Below are 17,564 nucleotides of genomic sequence, written 5' to 3'. Positions count from 1 at the left end.
ACGACCGCTGCCAACCCTTCATCTGGACCAAAACCGCCGACGACCTACTCGACCACTGCAAACCCGGTCAAAGAACATCGTTTACGCGACACTAGCCGCGGTAGTCGCAAAGCGCCGCAGGCGGGCCGGAGTCGATTCGCACGGAACTCGGCTGCTCTGTGCGTTGGCCGGCGTCCCCAGGTGGTCGCCAGGCTTCTAGCCTGTTGCGCATCTGTTGGCGGACATGTGTTGCGCATCTGTTGGCGGATCACGGCATTCCGTACTGGTCGGCCCGTTCGCTTCCCGCTGGTCGCGGTTGGCGATCTTCGCGCTGTCGGCGCGGTGCTGACCGCGTGGGGTGTCGGCGTCGGCGATGAGGCTTGGTGGCTGGTCACGGTCTCGGCGCTTGTCGTGACGTTGGGGTCTGGGCTGGCGCTGTACTTTGGCGTGCATCGGTTCATCACCGGTGCGCTGCTCAGCTCCTGGTTCTCATCGCGATCTCGCTGACCCCGGGCTTGCCGCCGACCACATCACGCTGAACCCGTGGTCCCAGGCGCTCGCGTGGCTGGTGGGGGCGGCGCTTTGGTTCGTGTTGGCCACGCTGGTGTGGCTTGCCCGGGGCCGTCCCGAGCAGCCGCCGGCGGTTGCCGAGATGCCTACCGACACGACGCGGCGCGCACTCACGGCGCCGGTCGTGCTCTACGCGGTGATCCGGGCTGTGGCGCTGGCCGGCGCTGTCGCGGTCGCGTTCGGCCTGGACCTGCCGTATGCCGACTGGATGCCGCCGGCGGCCATGGTGGCCATGAAGGCGGACCTGCACCAGTCCACCCTGGCCGGCACGCAGCGGGTCGTAGGCACGATTCTGGGTGCCGCCATCGCCGCAGTATTCCTGCTGAGCGTGGATGACAAGCACGTGCTCGAGGTCGTCATCCTCGTGCTCGCCGTGATCGGAGGTTCGTTGAGGTTCGTCAACTACGCCCTCTACACCACAGCCATCGCCGGAACCGCCCTGATCGCCCTCGACCTCGCCAACCCGATCGACCTGGCCACCGAGGGCAAGCGGATCCTCTTCACGCTCCTCGGCATCGCGATCGCGGTCACGGTCACGATCCTCGCGCGCCTGATCCAAAGGCGCGCCGCCAACCGCCAACCCAGCGCTTGAAGAACCAAGCGGGTTCGACTTACCCCGTCCTGCATTTGCCCGTATCGAGCGCGCCGAGCACTCAGATCCGTTGCATTGCTCCCGAAAGATGGGTTCCTGAAACGAAGGAGCCGTCGTCAAGCACGAGGCCGACGTGCTTCGTGTGGTCTGGTTGTAGTGCTCGAACAGCATCCACCAGCCTGAGACCAAGGTCCCACCTGATTTACGTCACGCTGCCCGGGAACACCCGGCGGCGAGCCGCACACGGTATCCCTGATCCTCTACTCCCGTGAGCGCAAGGCGCTGAATCGCAACTACTTCAACACGTTCATCTGGAAGCCGACGCTTGACACCTGCGAGTCCATCAAGGCGGTTAGCGAGTACCTCGGGCATGCCGAGCCCGGCTGCGCTCGGTGTAACCGATGTGTACCAGGGCGAGGCCGCAGAAGGTTCCCACGCCTGAAATCGGCCCAGTTCACTCACTTCTACGGCGTCTGAGTTTCCCTGCGCCACAACGGCCGGCCCGGAGCGCGAGTCTCGGGCCGGCCGTCTTTTGGTACGTCAGCCGGTGTAGGTCGCGGTTACGTGGTAGACGCGGCCGCCCCAGCCGTCGTTGGGGAAGGAGTCGGCGATGCGGACGTAGCCAGTCTTGGACGGGCCGAGGTACGGCGTGAGGTCGTACGTCCGGGCCGCCTTGTTCTCGCCGTCGTGGATCTGCTGGGTCTCGATCCCGACCGTGGTCCACTGCTGCCCGTCACCGCTGGCCTGGACGACAAACTCGTTGTCGATGGTCAGCGTCACCGAGGCCGACGTGGTGTCGGACGGGAACGGGAAGCGGTAGACGAAGTACGAGTTGCCGTCGGCGAAGCGGTTCTGGACTCCGTTGCTCTGGGAGCCGTCGGCGTCCCACAGCCACGGGTTCTCGGCCGCCGTACCGGTGTCGAAGTCCACGGTGTGCGCCACCAGGATCTCGGCCTGTGTTGTGAACGACAGCAGCGGGCCGGACGTCGCGGTCACCGTCACCAGGTAGCGGCCGTCCGGCGTACCGGCCGGGATCGCCACATCGAGGTCAACAGTCGCCCGAGCGGGTACGGCGTTCCCTCGCGGCCGGAGCGTCACGCTCGTCCGGTTCGGCGTCACGGTCCAGCCGGCGGGACCCGAGGCGCGCACGTCGGCCTTGATCGTCTCCCCCGCGGGAGCGGTGGCCTGCAGCCCGGTCTCGAACTCGACCTGCGTCGCACTGCCCGTCGCGGGCATCACCACGGGCTGGGCCGGGGTCATGGTCGCCGACAACGACCGCGTCGGCGGCGGCGTCGGTACGGCGGCGATCAGAGCGCTGAGCGCACTGGCCTGAGTCCGCCAGTCGAAGACGTTCGCGCTGCCGCCGGCCCATCGCAGGCCGAGCCGTCCGGCCGCGTCGCGGTCCTGGTCCCAGACGGAGGCGGCCTGCTGGGCGAGGAAGGCGGCGTACGTGGGGTTGCGGGTGGTGTCGGTGAGGTCCATCCAGTAGCGCAGGAAGATGCCCTTGAACTGCTTCTGGTTGTCGTCGCAGGACCGGCCGGGCGCCTCGCAGGACTCGGTCAGGACGCCGTTGGAGACCAGTCCCCCGGCGCCGATCGCCGACTCGGCCAGCCGCTGTACGGTCGTCAGCAGTTGCGGGTTCCGGGTGGCTCGGTAGAGCTCGAGACCGGCTCCGATCGCCAGGCCCTGGTTGTAGGTCCACACGGTGTCGCCGTTGCTCTGGCAGGTGCCGGTGTTCAGGCCGTCGTTGACCAGGCCGGCGGAGTTGATCATGCCGCTGCCGGTGAACCAGTTCCACCCTTCCTGGGCACGGCCGAGCCAGTGCTGGTCGCCGGGGATCCGGTTGTGCAGCTCGGCGGTGAGCCGGATCCACAGTCCGTTGGTGACGGCGTTCTTGTAGGTCCGCTCGGCGTCCCACCAGACGCCGCCGCCACAGGTGTCGTCCCAGTAGTCCTCGACGTACTCAGCGATCGTGACCGCCATGTCGAGGTACTTCGGATTCTTGGTGAGGTCGTAGGTCTGGATCCAGGTCAGCCCCCACCACTCGGAGTCGTCGATGGCGCGGCTGGTGAAGTTGCCGAGCAACGGGTCACCCGACAGGTAGCCGGCCGGGAACACGCCCTTGTCCTTCTCGAACGTGTTGTCCAGCTGCGGCAGGTACCGGCGATCGCCGGTGCGCTGCATGTAGTCGCCGATCGTCTGCAGGGCGACCGCGGAGTTCCACCAGCTGGACGGGAACCACGCCTTCACCGGCTCGTACGAGCTCATCAGGACGTCGGCAGCGACTCGGGCTCGCGCCGTCGCCGTCGGGCCGTCGGCACTTCCCCCTACTTCGGCGGCCGCTGGCGACACCAGCCCGGCGCCCAGCGCCACCGCGCCGGCAAGCAATGCGCACAGAACGCGCGAACGACTCATGATCGGATCTCCTCGAATGCTTCAGGGCGGCTCGGCTGACCGAGGTTGGAAACGTTTCACCGAATCTCGCGCCAGTATCGTCGCCGCCCCAGACAACGATGTCAATGGCGCGCGGCAACCCGGCCTGAGTCGACGGCGGCGGCGAGCGCCGCGTGGTCGCGCTCGTTCTGGTCGGCGTACGTCGTGGCGAAGCCGGCCACCGCATGGTCGAAGCGGTCGGACTTCCCCAGGTACGCCGCGATCGCGAATCGGTCCCCGGAACGGGCATGGGCCCGGGCCAGCGTCCAGCCGCACAGGCGGGCGTACAACTGCACGCCTTCGGGGTTCATGTCCTCGACGTCGACGGAGAGCTTCCAGTCGCGGAGCTGGCGGACGTAGTAGTCCTGCTCGCCGTCGGCTGCCTCGGCGCGCAGCCACCCCAGGAAGATGTCGCTGGCGGCCTGCATCAGCCGCTGGCCGGCCACTACGCGCTCGCCCTGATTGCTGTGCTCCGACGGACCGGCGTACTCACTCAGGACCGAAGGACCGGCCTGTTTCGCTTGCAGCACAAGGAATTCGTCACCGGCGGTCGACTCCATCAGGAGGATCCACGCCCGGGTTCCGACGCTGCCGACACCGATCACTTTGTGCGCGACGTCCACGAGCCGGAAGTGATCGAGCAGCCGCCGCCGATCCGCTTGCAGCGTGTCGCGATCGTCCGCGACCTTCCGCTCGCCGGACGACATCGTGGCTTGTACTGCGTCAGCAGATCCTCGACGTCCATCCGCGAGTACCAAATGGCGAGGATTGGGCTGTCAGCGAACCCGCGCATCGCCTCGCGGTAGCTTCGCACCACGGTCAGCACGACCTCGCGGCACCGCTTCGCACTGAAGCCGTTGTCGCGCCCGACCACCACGAAGCTGGCCGCCAATCCCGCTCGTCACCGGCCCGGAAGTCGGCGTGCGCCTCGGGCGGCACCTCCTTCCGCACGGCCTTCCCCCACGCCGCCCGCTCCGCCGCACTCCGCTGCTCCACACCCATGAAGCCAACGTCCACCAACCACCGCCGGCCTCACCAGTCCGCGGCGGCTAGACCTCTCGGGCGAGCCATTTGTGCTCGATCTCGCGGGGTAGGGCTACGTCGTGCTGCCGGGCGAGCAGCAAGAGTTGGCAGAAGACGTCGGCGAACTCCTGGTGGAACGTGGCGCGGATCTGGTCGGCGCTCTGGCCCTTGGCGCGGGCGCGACCGGTGTGCTGAAGGTACGCCTGTGTCAGCTCCCCCATCTCCTCCTGCAACTTCAGCAAGAACCAGTCCGGATCCCGCTCGAAGCCGAGCTCCTCGCCGTATCGCACCGACAACTTCTCCAACCGCTCCGACAACTCCGCAATATCCACCCGCCTACCCAACCAGCAGCCACCGACACAGAATGACCGGGTGGACGCGGTCGAGTGGTTGCTGGAGTCTGCGGAGCCGGCGGTGCGGGGCATCGCTCGACGCGAGCTCGTGGGCGAGCCGCACGGCGAGGATGTGTTGCGCGGGGCCAAAGTGAAGGCCCTGCTGACCGACGCATGCGGGACCGGGCGGGCCTACAACAAGTGGACCGGCGCGCACTGGCGGATCGTGTCGCTGGTGGAGTTGGAGGTGCCGGCGGGTGAGCCTCGGGCTATGGCTGCGGCGGAGTACGACCTGGATGAGAGGACGCGGTCGCTGCGGTACGGCGTGAGTGTCGTAGACGGACTCGTACGGCGGTGTGGCTCGATCGAAGGGAACACGCTCGGGGCGTGCAGTCGACTGGGGATGGCCGGCGATCCGCGGGTGCAGCAGTTGGCCGAGGGGTTGCTGGAGTGGCAGTGGCCGGACGGCGGGTGGAACTGCGATCGCGAGGCCTCCGGTCGGCGCTCGTCGTTCCACGAGACGCTGGCGGCCGCGTGGGGGCTGCACGAGTACTACCGCGCAACCGGTGACACCGCTGCGCGTGATGGCGCCGTGCGGTCCGGGGAGTTGTTCCTGGAGCACCGGGTGTTTCGCAGCCTGTCGACCGGCGAGGTCATCGACGCGAGGTGGTTGCGGCCGAGCTATCCGGCGTACTGGCACTACGACATCTTGCAGGCGTTGCTGGTGTTGTCGCGGCTCGGGATGGTCGGTGACGAGCGGGCAGGTGACGCGCTCGACGAGCTGCAGAGGCGGCGGCACGCCGACGGTCGGTGGTACGCCGGGCGGCAGTGGTGGAACCCGCCAGGCAGCAACCGTACGCCGGAGGTCGTCGACTGGGGCCGGAGCGGGCCCAACGAGATGATCACCCTCAACGCCCTGCGAGTCCTCAAGGCTGCAGGGCGGTGAAGGTTCTCGCTTACTGCTGTGGTGTGGGGTTCGGTTCTGGGTCGGTGCCGGACTCCGGTTGGCCGTCTGGCGCAGGCTCGGGGGTGGTGTCGACGGCGGGCGTCGGCTCGGGCTCCGGCAGGAGGAGGTAGGGCTCGGCGCCGGGCTCGGGTTCCGGTTGCGGGTCCGGGGCGGGCTGCGGGTTGCTGACCAGGTTGTCCGGCGCGGTGGCCCAGACGGCGGCCGCGGCGCGCTGGGCGTCGGCGGCGTCGGTCTGGCGCTCGTAGTTCTTGATGTCGAGTGCGTACGCCTGCACCACCGCCGACAGGTCCCTGCGCAGCTGGCGGTGCACCCAGAGCGCGTAGGCCTGGCTGCGGGCCTCGATGAAGTTCTTCAGTTCCTGCATCTGGGCGGGGGTCATGTCGTCCTCCGAGGAAGTCGGGGTGAAGTCGCCGCGGGCGATCGCGGCGCGGGCGGCCGGGCCGGGGCAGTCGGTGCCGTCCGGCCGGACCGCGGAGTGCGGCCGGATCGCGGTGCCGGCGGGAAAGATGCGGCGGAAGTCGGCGATCACCCCGCGGGTGGTGCTCTTCATCGCGGCGGTCGGCTGCTCGCCGGTGACCAGGATCAGCAGCACCGCGCCGTACCGCTCGTTCAGATCGCTGTTGCCATTGGCACCGGACTGGACGCGCAGCCCGCGCAGCGTCCAGGCCCGGCCGGCCTGGTCGACCGCGACCTGGTACGCGATGTCGGACCAGCCGCGGTCGTCCATGTGGTAGTTCTGCCAGCCGCGGAGCGCGGACGCGACCGCCGCATAGCTGTGGATGCCGGTAGTGGTCCCGGTTCCGGGCCAGTGGATCACCGCGCCCTGGACACGCGAGACCGTCAGGTTCCCGGGGCCGCCGTTCGGCGGCCGCGCGTTCCAGGCGGACCGCGGTAAGTATTCGACCATCAGTGCTCCCTCACTTGCCTCACTGAGCACCCCTACCCGCCACTGGCGCTCGGTAATCAACCGATCACGATCGGCGTGTGATCGTCAAGTGATTCACACCGGCCTGGCCCATCCCATCAGCCCAAGGGGGCAAGTCGTCAGCCCTTGAGCAGTGGAAGGAGCTGGTCGCCGACTCGGACGATCTCGTCGCGGTACGGCGTGTCGGACAGGACGAAGTGGGTGATGCCGAGGTCCTGGTACTTGCGGAGCGACTTGGCGACGTCCTGCGCCGAGCCGACGAGCCACGTCGTGCCCGCACCGCCGCCGCCGTACTTGCCGGGTGCGGTGTAGAGGTTGTCGTCGAGAACCTCGCCGCGCTCGGCCAAGCCGAGCAATCGTTGCTGGCCGACCGCCTTGAACCAGCGGCGGTCGCGCGGAGCGGCGCCTTGGTTCTCCGCCATCTTCGCGACCTTCGCCTCCGCGTCGGCCCAAGCCTCCTCGGTGGTGTCCCGGACGAGCGTGGTGATCCGCAACCCGAACTCGAGCGGCGCGTGCTCACGCCCGAGGTCACCCTCCAGCAACCGCAGCTTCGCGATCCGCTCGGCGACCCCGTCCAACGGCTCACCCCAGAACAGCTGTACGTCGGCCTCGGTCGCCGCGACCCGCTGAGCGGCGTCGGACGCACCACCGAAGTACAGCCGCGGGTGCGCCCTTCCCTCACGTACGACGGGACGCGTCGCGACCGTGGACCCGGTGACCGAGAAATGCTCGCCGGCGAACGTCACGTCCTCCTCGGTCCACAATCGCCGTACCAGCTGGAGGAACTCCTTGGTCCGCGCGTACCGCTGCGCCTGATCGCCCTCGGAGTCGCCGTACGCCGCCAGGTTGTCCTGTCCCGACACGATGTTGACCAGCACCCGCCCGCCGGACAGCTGGTCGAGCGTCGACGCGGCCGACGCGAAGTGCGTCGGCTGCCAGTACCCCGGCCGGATCGCGATCAGCGGCCGGAAGGACGTCGTACGCGCGGCCAGCGCCGAGGCCACCGTGAACGTGTCCGGCCGGCCCCACCCGGTCCCGAGCAGCGCGCCGCCCCACCCGTGCTCCTCGGTCAGCCGGGCCAGCTCCGTCAACCGCTCCAGACTGTTGTGCCCCTCCACGGCATCGTCCCCGCGATGCCCCGGATCGACCTGATTCGGGATGTACCACAGCGCCTCGACACTCATCAGAACCCTCCAGGCAGACGATCGACCCAAAGGACTGTATTCCACCCGATTTACTAGAGATTGGTCGTCTCACCGACCGGAAGGGCCTAGTCCGTCTTCGGGCGGACGGCGAACATCACCACGAGGACGAAGGTGGGGATGGCCAGGATCCAGGTCGAGCTGAGGTTGAAGAGCGCGGGAGCGAGGCAGAGGAGCAGCAGGTCGAAGCCGCGGATCGGCTGGGAGAACATGCCGGGCGGGATGGCGCCCATCGGTGAGGCGACCAGCGGGCCCGCGTACGACGGGGGTCGCGCGGAGGCCTGGCGGACGGCGCCGGAGATGACGCCGGCGGCCACCGCGAACGCCACCGGACCACTGCCCAGCGCCGGTAGCGCCAGCAACGCCCAGAGCGCAGCGAACAGGCCGGGGACGACGGCCATGATGACGCGGAGCTCGCGGAGATCCATGGCGAGCGCCCGTGCCAGCCCGGTGGAGCGGCACACCGACCGCAACCCGTCCATCATCGGGCGTACGGCGACGAACCCGGCGAACCCGGCGGCGATCGGCACGACCTCGTCGAACCCGGTGCCCGCCACGGCGTACGGGACGACGAGCAGGGCGAACGCGATCACCAGCCGCCGCGGCCAGCGCAGGATCCGCAGGAACTCCCGGTAGACGAGCGCCCCACCCCGCGACCCGCGACCCCGGCGCGACCGCACGCGTCCCTTCAACCGCCAGTGCCGCCCAGCCACCACGTCGGCCAGCATGCTGACGTCGAGGCTGCTGGCCGCGCCAGCCAGTCCAGCGAGCAGCTCACCACCCGCGATCACACTGGTCCGGCTCAACTTGTCCAACGTCTGCGCCGTCACGACGACCAGCACCGTGGTGAGGATCACCGCGACCACGAAGACGAGCAGCAGGTGGGTTTCCGCAGTGGTCAGCAGCGGAGGCTCTGCATAGGGTCCGATGGTCGAAAAGCCGACGAACCCGGCGGTCAGCGTGGTCTGCTGCGGCTGTTGGAATGCCAGCAACAGAGCAGGGACGACCGCGGCGACCAGCAGCAGATCTGCCACCCGCAAGGCCCATCGCGACCGCCGGGATTTCTGCTGAGCCCACACCGCCACACACGCAGTGCAGACGAGTAGCGCCGCGCTCAACAGCGAAGCCCCCACCACCTCGAACCACATCGACCCCAGCAACGCCCACACCAGCGCCGACGCCAGGAACCCAGCCACCGCAACCACCGCGATGACCACCCAGTACGCCGGACGCAGCAAGCCCGACCGGTTCACCGGCGACGCGAGCAACCAGAAGCCGCCCGCGCGGGACGCCGACACCGGCCCGATACTCAGCGACACCCGCAGCGTGGTTGCCACCAGCAACGGCAACAGGATCCACGGCATCCAGAACGTCAGTTCCGCGCAGGACCACAACGTACATTGCGCGGCGTTCTCGTTCAGCTGCCGTACGACGTTGCCGCCGGAGGCGGCTGCCATCGCGAGCGTGAAGAGGACCAGGTAGACGTCCTCGAAGATCTGCCAGAACGACCGGTCCGCCCGGCGCCGGCGGGTCTTGCGCATCCAGGACCGCAGCGAGCGCGGCGACGGGATCGCGCCGAAGTCGGCCGGGTCGAAGACGACCGGCCCGTCCGCAGCACTCATGGCAGCGGGGTCAGCGTGACGACGGAGTCCGCGACGGCCTCGACCAGCGCCGGGTCGTGGCTGGCGAACAGGATCGACGTACCGGACTTCTTCTCCTCGATGAGCCGGTTCGACAACCACTGCACGCCGTCGGTGTCCAGCCGCGCCTCGGGCTCGTCGAGGACCATCAGCTTCCGCGGCCGGACCAGCGCCGTCGCCAGTGCGAGGCGACGGCGCTGACCCGAGGACAGCGATCCGGGCAGTTGGTCGGCCGCCGGCAGCAGCCCGATGTCGTCGAGCGTGGTGTCGACCAGGTCCTCCGGCGACGGGTTGCCGTGCGCCCGGGCGAGCAGGTCGAGGTGTTCGGCCGCGGTCAGGTCCGGGAAGAAGTCGAGGTCGTCCAGCAGCGTGGCGACGTCCCGCCGGACGGCGTCCGCGCGCTCGTCGATCGGGAGACCGTCCAGCAGGATCGTGCCCGCCGCCGGTTCGGCCGAGCCGACGATGCACTTGAGCACCGTGGTCTTGCCGGCGCCGTTCGGGCCGACCAGCGCGATCGCCTGACCGGCCGAGAGCGTGAAGGTCAGGCCCTCGATCACCGGGCGGTCGCCGTACTTGTGCTGCAACTCCTTGACGCTCAACCGCGCCGCGGCCTTGCTCACTTCTTGCGGACCAGCGTCAGTCCGTCGCCGATGCCGAGGATGACCACGTCGACCCGGTCGTCCTTGGCGATGTGCGCGTTGAACTCCTTGCGGTCGACCGGACCGTCCGCGTCGATTACCCGGCCGCCGGCCAGCGTGTTGTCGAACAACATCAGCCCGTTCGGCCGCAGCAGTCGCACCAGGCGCTCGAAGTAGTCGATGTACCCGGGCTTGTCGGCGTCCACGAAGGCCAGGTCGAACGTGCCGTCCAGCTCGGCCGCGGACTGGTGCGCGTCGCCGATCCGCAGGTCGATCTTATCCGCGACCCCGGCCCGCTCCCAGTACCGCCGCCCGATCGAGGTCCACTCCTCGCTCGCGTCCAGGCAGATCAGCTGCCCGTCGTCCGGCAGCCCGCGGGAGATGGCGAGCGCGGAGAACCCGGTGAAGGTGCCGATCTCGACCGCGCGGCGCGCCGAGATCAGCCGGGTCAGCGTGGTCAACAGCGCCGCCTGGTCCGCCGTGGTCAGCATCACCGACACGTCGCCGAGCTGCCGGGTCTCGTTCACCAGGTCGGTCGCGATCTCGTCCAGCGGCATCCCGTGGGCGACCATGTAGTCGTGCAGCTCGTCGGTCACTAGGACTTGATTACCCATCGAAATCCTGCCTTCGGTGTATTAGATCGGTCGCCTGTAGTCTCTATGGGTTGCCCGAACGCCGCGTACCCACCCCACCGAGGAGCACCCCGTATGCGCATCGCCGTCGCCGGTTCGATCGCGACCGACATCCTGATGACGTTCCCGGGCCGGTTCAAGGACCAGTTCCTCGAGGAGCAGATGCACAAGGTCTCCCTCTCGTTCCTGGTCGACGAACTGGTCGTCCACCGCGGCGGCGTGGGCGCGAACATCTGCTACGGGATGGCCCAGCTCGGCCAGCCGTCGCTGCTGGTCGGCTCGGTCGGCGCCGACTTCGCCGAGTACGGCGCGGCCCTCACCGAGGCCGGCGTGGACGTGTCCCATGTCCGCGTCTGCGAGAACGTACACACCGCCCGGTTCACCTGTACGACGGACCTGGACGCGAACCAGATCGCCTCCTTCTACACCGGCGCGATGGCCGAGGCGCGCGAGCTCGACCTCAGCGCGATCCACGCGGCCGTGGGCGGGATCGACCTGGTGCTGATCGGCGCGGACGACCCGGAGGGGATGCTCAAGCACACCAGGCTGGCCAAGGAGAACGGGATCGCGATCGCCGCGGACCCGTCGCAGCAGCTGGCCCGGATGGAGTGCGACGACATCAAGCGGCTCGTCGACGGCGCGGAGTACCTGTTCAGCAACGAGTACGAGTCCGGCCTGATGGCGCAGAAGACCGGCTGGAGCCACGACGAGATCCTCGAGCGGGTCGGCGTACGCGTCACGACCCACGGCGGCGACGGCGTGGTGATCGAGAACACCGGCGGCATCCTGGCCAAGGTCCCGGCGGTCCCGGCCCCGGGCCTGGTCGACCCCACCGGAGGCGGCGACGCCTTCCGGGCCGGCTACCTCACCGGCCGCGCCGCGGGCCTGGACCACGAGGCCGCCGCACAGGTCGGCTGCACGCTGGCCACCACGGTCCTCGAGACGGTCGGCACCCAGGAGTACACCCTGGACCGACCGAGCTTCCTGGACCGGCTTTCCGCCGCGTACGGCGCCCCAGCCGCAGCCGCCGCCGCGACAGCGCTCAAGCTGTCCTGAGCTGTTCGCCAGGCCAAGCTGCCATCAGGTCGTGCGGACGCCGCCGCCGACTGAGCGCACGAGCTCGGTCAGGCGGTTGAAGACGCGGTCGGCCGAGAGACCGTCGTGCTCGTACTCGTTCGTCACCCAGGCCTGCAGGTTGCCGACCCGGGAGGCGGTGTCCAGCTGCAGCCCGGAGTCGACGTACATGTCGTCGAAGTACACCGCGGCCGCCACCGGTACGTCGTTCGCCGCCAGCCGGTCCAGGTCGTACAGCGGCGACCACTGCGAACGTGACGCGAGCGCCTCGACCGCCGCCTGGAACGGCCGCAGGATCCGGATCTCCTCGAACATCCAGGGGTACATCATCTCGCCGGTGAACAGCAGCGGCCGGGCGTCCTCGGCGAACTCCGGGTGCAGCGCCCGCTCCGCCTCGGCCGCCCAGGCGGTCGCGCCGTCGCCCGATCCGTAGATGCTCTCCTGCAACGCCGCGAACAGCGGTCCCTGCGCGTACGACGACCGATCCATCACCTGGCTCAGGAACGTGTCCGACAGCTCGTCACCGTCGAACGCCTCGTCGAGCAGCCAGTGCATCCGCTCGTACCCGGGCTTCATCCCGAAGTCGATTCCGAGCGACTGCAACCGCCGTACGGTCAGCCGATCACCGTCCGGAAGCAGTACGTCGGACGCCGTCAGCCGGTCCGCGATCGCGCCGACCGTCTCGACGTGGTGCGGGTAGCGCTTGTAGAACTCGCGGTTCTTCGCGGCCACCCGGGGATAGGTACGGCGGTACACCTCGGCCGCGGACGGATCGATCGACGCCAGTCCGCCGGTCACGTAACAAGCGGTCAGCCCGGACGGCGCCTGCGACAGATAGGTCAGGGTAAGAAACCCGCCATAGCTCTGGCCGAGCGTCGACCACTTGCCGCCGCCGAAGACCGTGGTCCGCAGGTGTTCGGCGTCGCGCACGATCGAGTCCGCTCGGAAGCAGGCCAGGTAGTCCGCGCCCTCCTCGGCGGTGCCGAACGACGCCATCCGCCGGCCGGAGATCGGCGTACTGCGACCTGTGCCCCGCTGATCCATCAGGACGACCCGGTAGGTCTTCAGCGCCTGCCCGATCCACCCGGACAGGTCGACCGGACGCGGTCCCTTGCCGCCCGGACCGCCCTGCAGGTACAGCAGGCACGGCAGGTCGTCGTGCCGACGCATCGGGTCAACGAGCTCACGCGCGAAAACAGTGATTGATTCCTTCCCCGCCCCACCGCCCCAGTCGATCGTCTCGCCGGGATCAGACCAGTCCAGCGGCACGTCGACCGTGTGCTCCCGGACATGCATCCCCGGGATCGTGTAGCTGATCATGAAGCCTCCGTCGCCCGCCGCTCATTCACCGACCCCAGCCCCGCGACACTACACGCCGGACACACCTGCCCCCATGCGTACGCCGCAGTGTTCTTCATGACCGCCCCGCCGTTCGCTGCCTCCGCTACGCCCTACCCGCCCTGATACTTGTCGCGTCGGCCGCGTTCGTCGTGATTCGACGACTGCGTCAGAGGCGCGGGTCTACTGGTTCCGACTCCAGGGCTAGTACGGCGAAGACGCACTCGTGGATGCGCCAGAGGGGTTCGCCGCGGGCAGCACGGTCGAGGGCTTCCAGGCCGAGGGCGTACTCGCGGAGAGCGAGTGAGCGTTTGTGGCCGAGGTTGCGGTCGCGGAGGCGGTCGAAGTTGGCCGGCTCGGTGTAGTCGGGACCGTAGATCAGCCGCAGGTACTCGCGCCCCCGGACCTTCAGGCCCGGCTGCGCGAGGCCCTTCGCGGTCCGGGTCAGGTTGGCGGCCGGTTTCACCACCATCCCCTCACCACCCGCGCCGGTGAGCTCGTCCCACCACGCCACCCCGGCGTCCCAGTTGCCCGCATCGACGAACAGCCGCCGCGTCGTGGTGATCACCGACGGGTCCGCTTCGACCAGCCGGTCCGCGATCCCGAGGTGCCAGGCGTGTGGCCTTTCGTGGTACGTCGTACCCTCCGAGGCCAGCACCTGGAACGGCGCCAGCCGGACGCCGTCGAGCCCGTCAGTCGGCCAGCAGTACCGGCGATACGCCTCGGTGAAGCGCGCAGCGTTCTCCGTACGACGCTGGATCCGGGTCAGCTGCTCCCCCACGTCAAGCCCTGCTGCCACAGCCTTTTCCAGCGCGGCGGTTGCTGCGGGCAACGACGTACGAGCGGCTGCGCCGACGGCGGCGTACTGGTTCCGCAGCAGGTCCTCGGCCTTGGCGCTCCACGGCAGCAGCTCGGCGTCGAGCAGCAGCCAGGACGTGTCGAGCTCGTCGAAGATCCCTGCGGCCAAGGCGACTGCCCGCAGCCGGGCGAGCAGCTCGTCCGTCAGTGATCCGTCGAAGAACGAGCGCCCGGTGCGAGTGTGGATCGCTCCACGTCCGGCCAAGCCGAAGCGTTTCTCCGCGACGTCGTCGTCACGCGTCAGCAGGACGACCGCGCGGGACCCCATGTGCTTCTCCTCGCACACGAACTCGGTCACGCCTTGCCCGCGGTACGTCTCGAAGGCCTGCAGCGGATGCTCGAGCACGCCGGGCTCCGGTGAGGTCGCGACCGGGCTCATCGTCGGCGGCAGGTACAGCAGGAAGCGCGGATCGATCGCGAACCGGCTCATCACCTCCAGCGCCGCACCCGCCTGCTCGGCCCGGACGCTGAGCCGCCCGTGCGTCGCCGTCTCGATCACTCGTCGCCCAGTGACATCGGTCAGCTCGAGTACGTCGGGTTCGCGCGCCGGCGCGGTTGCCACATGCAACGGTTTGGCGGGCGCGTAGTACTCCTCGGCCGCCTGGACCGCGACCAGCTCGCGTTCCGGGTAGCGCAGGGCGGTCAGCGATCCGCCGAACACGCAGCCGGTGTCGAGGCAGATCGTGTTGTTGATCCACTCCGGCTCGGGGGTCGGGGTGTGCCCGTAGACGACCATCGCGCGACCGCGGTACTCGTTCGCCCACGGGTAGCGGACCGGCAGGCCGAACTCGTCGGTCTCGCCGGTGGTCTCGCCGTACAGGCAGAACGAGCGGACCCGGCCGGATGCACGGCCGTGCATCCGCTCGACCAGGCCGGCGTGCGAGACGACCAGCCGACCGCCGTCGAGGACGTAGTGCGAGATCAGGCCGTCGATGAACGTCTCGACGCTGTCGCGGAACTCCGGCGGCTCCGTGACGAGCTGCTCCAGCGTGGTCTCGAGACCGTGGCTGATCTTGACGTTGCGGCCTCTGAGTGCCTTGAGCAACTTCTCCTCGTGGTTGCCGGGCACGCAGTAGGCGTGGCTGTTGGCAACCATTCCCATGACGAGCCGCAGTACGCCGGGGCTGTCCGGACCGCGGTCGACCAGGTCGCCGACGAAGACCGCGCGGCGCTCCGGGTGGACGGCGTCGATCGGCCGGCCGGCGTCGTCCCGGACGAGGTGGTAGCCGAGGTTCGTGAGCAGCTGCTCGAGCTCTGCGCGGCAGCCGTGGATGTCGCCGACGATGTCGAACGGGCCGGTCTGGTCGGTCAGGTCGTTGAACAGCCGCGTGCGTTCGATGCTGACGGCATCGATCTGCTCGACGCTGTCCAGGATGTGCACGGTGCGGAAGCCCTCACGCTTCAGGCTGCGCAGGCCGCGCCTCAGCTGGGACCGTTGCCGGGTGATCACCTTGGCGCCGAACTGCCGGTCCGGACGCTGCTCGTTGCGCTCGACGCAGACGCGCTCCGGCGGATCCAGCACGATCGCCACCGGCAGCACGTCGAACTCCCGCGCCAGCGCGACCAGCTCCTTGCGCGCCTCGGGCTGCACGTTGGTCGCGTCGATCACCGTCAGGCGACCGGCCGCCAGCCGCTTCCCCGCGATGAAGTGCAACACCTCGAACGCATACTTGGAAGCCGCCTGATCATTCTCGTCATCCGAAACCAACCCCCGGCAGAAGTCACTCGACAGCACCTCGGTGCCTTTGAAGTGCGTCCGCGCAAACGTCGACTTCCCCGACCCACTAGCCCCGACAAGCACCACCAGGCTCAGCGCGGGGATCTGAATCGCTCCCATCAGCCGCTCACCTTCTCCCGGTGCTGGAAGAGGGCTAGCTGGGTTGGCGGGCCGAGCTCGGGGTTCTCCGGGCCGACCGGGCGGAACTTCACGGTGTAGCCGTACAGCTCGGCGACGGCTGTTGCCCAGGTGTGGAACTCGCGTCGGGTCCACTCGAAGCGGTGGTCTGGGTGGCGGAACTGGCCTGCGGGGAGGGAGGGGAAGAGGGGGTTGTACTCGCGGTTGGGGGTGGTGACGATGACGGCTCCAGGGCGGGCTGACTGGAAGATCGACTTGGCCATCGCTGGCAGGCGGGGTGGGTCGATGTGTTCGACAACTTCCATGAGGACAGCGGCGTCCAGGCCGGTCAGGCGATGGTCGGCGTACGTGACCGAGGACTGCAGGAAGCGCAGACGCTCGCGCTGGCGATCCGGGAGGTCGTCGTAGTGCAGGCGGCGTTTCGCGCTGATCAAGGAACGCGCCGACACGTCGGTCGCGATCAGCTCCCCGACCATCGGGTCCTTCAGCAGTTCGCCGACGAGCGCGCCCTCACCACACCCGAGGTCCGCGATCCGCCGCGCCCCAAGCTCCTTCAGTACGGCGGCAACCGTCGTACGGCGCTCAACCGCGAGCGACACCGGCCCGCCCTCGTCCGACGCCACCTCCGGCTCAGCCACACCGTCGGCCTCGGCAAGACGCTCGAGCGCGGTGTCGGCGAGATAGCGACGGTGCGCCAGATACCGACGCGAGATCAGCTCCTTCGAAGGATGCGCAGCAAGCCACCCCTCGCCCGCGCGAACGAGCTTGTCGACCTCGTCCGGACCAACCCAGTAGTGCTTCGCGTCGTCCAGCACCGGCAGCATCACGTACAGATGGTTGAGCGCGTCGGCCAACCGGAGTACGCCGGTCAGCCGCAGATCGACGTACCGGGAATGGCCCCACGACGGGATCTCCGGGTCGAGAGGCACCGGTCGAGCATCGACGGTCCAGCCGAGCGGGGCGAACAACTGCTCGGCCAACTCCGCACCCCCGCTGCACGGAAGCGCGGGAATGTGAATCTCCAGCGGAATCGAACGCGCGGCAAGCTCAGGCCGAGCATCACACCGGCCGTTCATCGCCGTCCGGAAGAGCTTGCCGAGCGCGACCGCGAGCAGGCTGGACGCGGCGTACGGCCGGTCGTTCACGTACTGCCCGAGCGTGAATCCCTCCGCCGCCTTGCCGCGCCGGGAACGCACCAGCGCGATCGGGTCGATCTCGAGCAGCACCGCCGCCGTACAACGGTCGTTCGATGCTTCCGGATAGAAGACCTGCGCGGTGCCACCGGTGATCTCGATGCCCTGCGGCCGGGCCGGATTCTTGTGCAGCAGGAACCCGAAGTCGCTGGCAGGCGCGCCGGCGCCGGCCAGGTCGGTGGCAAGGGTGAGAAACACGTCCGTATTCGATCACGCCGAGCGTTCAGGAACCCACCGATTTGTCAGGAGTTGCAGGGGTATCGGCGATCGAACGGTGAGACACGCGGCGTGGGTCTGGCGTGTTGCCCGGAAT

General features: G+C 68.8%; 15 protein-coding genes. 3 read left to right on the top strand and 12 right to left on the bottom strand.

From position 1 onward, the window contains the following. Positions 1 to 631: 631 nt before the first annotated feature. Positions 632 to 1,141 carry an FUSC family protein gene (locus tag AB0H36_RS13340; protein WP_360521102.1) on the top strand — a complete coding sequence of 170 codons (510 nt, stop codon included), beginning with the start codon at positions 632 to 634 and terminating at the stop codon, positions 1,139 to 1,141. A gap of 540 nt (positions 1,142 to 1,681) precedes the next feature. Here the strand turns inward: AB0H36_RS13340 and AB0H36_RS13335 are convergent. The 4 genes from AB0H36_RS13335 to AB0H36_RS13320 all read right to left on the bottom strand — a co-directional run bounded on the left by AB0H36_RS13335 (position 1,682) and on the right by AB0H36_RS13320 (position 4,929). After that, positions 1,682 to 3,556, bottom strand: coding sequence for a glycoside hydrolase family 76 protein (locus tag AB0H36_RS13335; protein WP_360521099.1), 1,875 nt, complete (start codon positions 3,554 to 3,556; stop codon positions 1,682 to 1,684). Between the two features lie 101 nt (positions 3,557 to 3,657). Beyond that, positions 3,658 to 4,281: a DUF2252 family protein gene (locus tag AB0H36_RS13330; RefSeq protein ID WP_360521096.1), complete on the bottom strand. Its 624-nt coding sequence runs from the start codon at positions 4,279 to 4,281 to the stop codon at positions 3,658 to 3,660. Continuing rightward, positions 4,176 to 4,466 carry a DUF2252 family protein gene (locus AB0H36_RS13325; RefSeq protein WP_360521093.1) on the bottom strand — a complete coding sequence of 97 codons (291 nt, stop codon included), beginning with the start codon at positions 4,464 to 4,466 and terminating at the stop codon, positions 4,176 to 4,178. The genes AB0H36_RS13330 and AB0H36_RS13325 overlap by 106 nt, the downstream gene beginning before the upstream one ends. A 157-nt stretch (positions 4,467 to 4,623) precedes the next feature. Continuing rightward, positions 4,624 to 4,929 (bottom strand): pyrophosphatase, encoded by a 306-nt coding sequence (locus AB0H36_RS13320; RefSeq protein ID WP_360521090.1) that lies wholly within the window; start codon positions 4,927 to 4,929, stop codon positions 4,624 to 4,626. 40 nt (positions 4,930 to 4,969) lie between these two features. Between AB0H36_RS13320 and AB0H36_RS13315 the strand changes: the two genes are divergently transcribed. Next, positions 4,970 to 5,875, top strand: a complete 906-nt coding sequence (locus AB0H36_RS13315; RefSeq protein ID WP_360521087.1) for a hypothetical protein — start codon at positions 4,970 to 4,972, stop codon at positions 5,873 to 5,875. A 10-nt stretch (positions 5,876 to 5,885) separates the two neighbouring features. On the opposite strand, the gene AB0H36_RS13310 is transcribed toward AB0H36_RS13315, so the two are convergent. The 5 genes from AB0H36_RS13310 to AB0H36_RS13290 all read right to left on the bottom strand — a co-directional run bounded on the left by AB0H36_RS13310 (position 5,886) and on the right by AB0H36_RS13290 (position 10,915). Beyond that, entirely contained in the window at positions 5,886 to 6,803 is a 918-nt protein-coding gene (locus AB0H36_RS13310) for a hypothetical protein (RefSeq protein ID WP_360521084.1), read from the bottom strand. Between the two features lie 137 nt (positions 6,804 to 6,940). Beyond that, positions 6,941 to 8,005, bottom strand: a complete 1,065-nt coding sequence (locus tag AB0H36_RS13305) for an LLM class flavin-dependent oxidoreductase (RefSeq protein WP_360521081.1) — start codon at positions 8,003 to 8,005, stop codon at positions 6,941 to 6,943. An 86-nt stretch (positions 8,006 to 8,091) separates the two neighbouring features. After that, a complete protein-coding gene (locus tag AB0H36_RS13300; protein WP_360521077.1) occupies positions 8,092 to 9,645 on the bottom strand; it encodes a DUF6297 family protein in 1,554 nt (517 codons plus the stop codon). Then, positions 9,642 to 10,283, bottom strand: coding sequence for an ABC transporter ATP-binding protein (locus tag AB0H36_RS13295; RefSeq protein WP_360521075.1), 642 nt, complete (start codon positions 10,281 to 10,283; stop codon positions 9,642 to 9,644). Before AB0H36_RS13295 ends, AB0H36_RS13300 begins: the two co-directional genes overlap by 4 nt. Next, positions 10,280 to 10,915 (bottom strand): class I SAM-dependent methyltransferase, encoded by a 636-nt coding sequence (locus AB0H36_RS13290; RefSeq protein WP_360521072.1) that lies wholly within the window; start codon positions 10,913 to 10,915, stop codon positions 10,280 to 10,282. Before AB0H36_RS13290 ends, AB0H36_RS13295 begins: the two co-directional genes overlap by 4 nt. Before the next feature lie 93 nt (positions 10,916 to 11,008). Between AB0H36_RS13290 and AB0H36_RS13285 the strand changes: the two genes are divergently transcribed. Then, entirely contained in the window at positions 11,009 to 11,989 is a 981-nt protein-coding gene (locus AB0H36_RS13285) for a carbohydrate kinase family protein (protein WP_360521069.1), read from the top strand. A gap of 24 nt (positions 11,990 to 12,013) precedes the next feature. On the opposite strand, the gene AB0H36_RS13280 is transcribed toward AB0H36_RS13285, so the two are convergent. The 3 genes from AB0H36_RS13280 to AB0H36_RS13270 all read right to left on the bottom strand — a co-directional run bounded on the left by AB0H36_RS13280 (position 12,014) and on the right by AB0H36_RS13270 (position 17,449). Next, on the bottom strand, positions 12,014 to 13,327 hold the full coding sequence (locus tag AB0H36_RS13280; RefSeq protein WP_360521065.1) for an alpha/beta fold hydrolase: 1,314 nt from the start codon (positions 13,325 to 13,327) through the stop codon (positions 12,014 to 12,016). A gap of 187 nt (positions 13,328 to 13,514) precedes the next feature. Then, positions 13,515 to 16,040, bottom strand: coding sequence for a polynucleotide kinase-phosphatase (locus tag AB0H36_RS13275; RefSeq protein WP_360521062.1), 2,526 nt, complete (start codon positions 16,038 to 16,040; stop codon positions 13,515 to 13,517). Then, entirely contained in the window at positions 16,040 to 17,449 is a 1,410-nt protein-coding gene (locus tag AB0H36_RS13270) for a 3' terminal RNA ribose 2'-O-methyltransferase Hen1 (RefSeq protein WP_360521059.1), read from the bottom strand. Before AB0H36_RS13270 ends, AB0H36_RS13275 begins: the two co-directional genes overlap by 1 nt. Between the last annotated feature and the right edge of the window lie 115 nt (positions 17,450 to 17,564).

The sequence above is a fragment of the Kribbella sp. NPDC050820 genome (assembly GCF_040653975.1).
GTDB lineage: Bacteria > Actinomycetota > Actinomycetes > Propionibacteriales > Kribbellaceae > Kribbella.
The sequence above is the reverse complement of the archived record's forward strand: the minus strand, read 5'-3'. Positions and strand labels throughout refer to the sequence as shown.

What these genes read in the sequence shown, in the direction of transcription:
- AB0H36_RS13340 (WP_360521102.1), top strand. Translation starts at nt 632, where the DNA reads ATGCCTACCGACACGACGCGGCGCGCACTCACGGCGCCGGTCGTGCTC.
- AB0H36_RS13335 (WP_360521099.1), bottom strand. Translation starts at nt 3,556, where the DNA reads ATGAGTCGTTCGCGCGTTCTGTGCGCATTGCTTGCCGGCGCGGTGGCG.
- AB0H36_RS13330 (WP_360521096.1), bottom strand. Translation starts at nt 4,281, where the DNA reads ATGTCGTCCGGCGAGCGGAAGGTCGCGGACGATCGCGACACGCTGCAA.
- AB0H36_RS13310 (WP_360521084.1), bottom strand. Translation starts at nt 6,803, where the DNA reads ATGGTCGAATACTTACCGCGGTCCGCCTGGAACGCGCGGCCGCCGAAC.
- AB0H36_RS13305 (WP_360521081.1), bottom strand. Translation starts at nt 8,005, where the DNA reads ATGAGTGTCGAGGCGCTGTGGTACATCCCGAATCAGGTCGATCCGGGG.
- AB0H36_RS13300 (WP_360521077.1), bottom strand. Translation starts at nt 9,645, where the DNA reads ATGAGTGCTGCGGACGGGCCGGTCGTCTTCGACCCGGCCGACTTCGGC.
- AB0H36_RS13290 (WP_360521072.1), bottom strand. Translation starts at nt 10,915, where the DNA reads ATGGGTAATCAAGTCCTAGTGACCGACGAGCTGCACGACTACATGGTC.
- AB0H36_RS13285 (WP_360521069.1), top strand. Translation starts at nt 11,009, where the DNA reads ATGCGCATCGCCGTCGCCGGTTCGATCGCGACCGACATCCTGATGACG.
- AB0H36_RS13280 (WP_360521065.1), bottom strand. Translation starts at nt 13,327, where the DNA reads ATGATCAGCTACACGATCCCGGGGATGCATGTCCGGGAGCACACGGTC.
- AB0H36_RS13275 (WP_360521062.1), bottom strand. Translation starts at nt 16,040, where the DNA reads ATGGGAGCGATTCAGATCCCCGCGCTGAGCCTGGTGGTGCTTGTCGGG.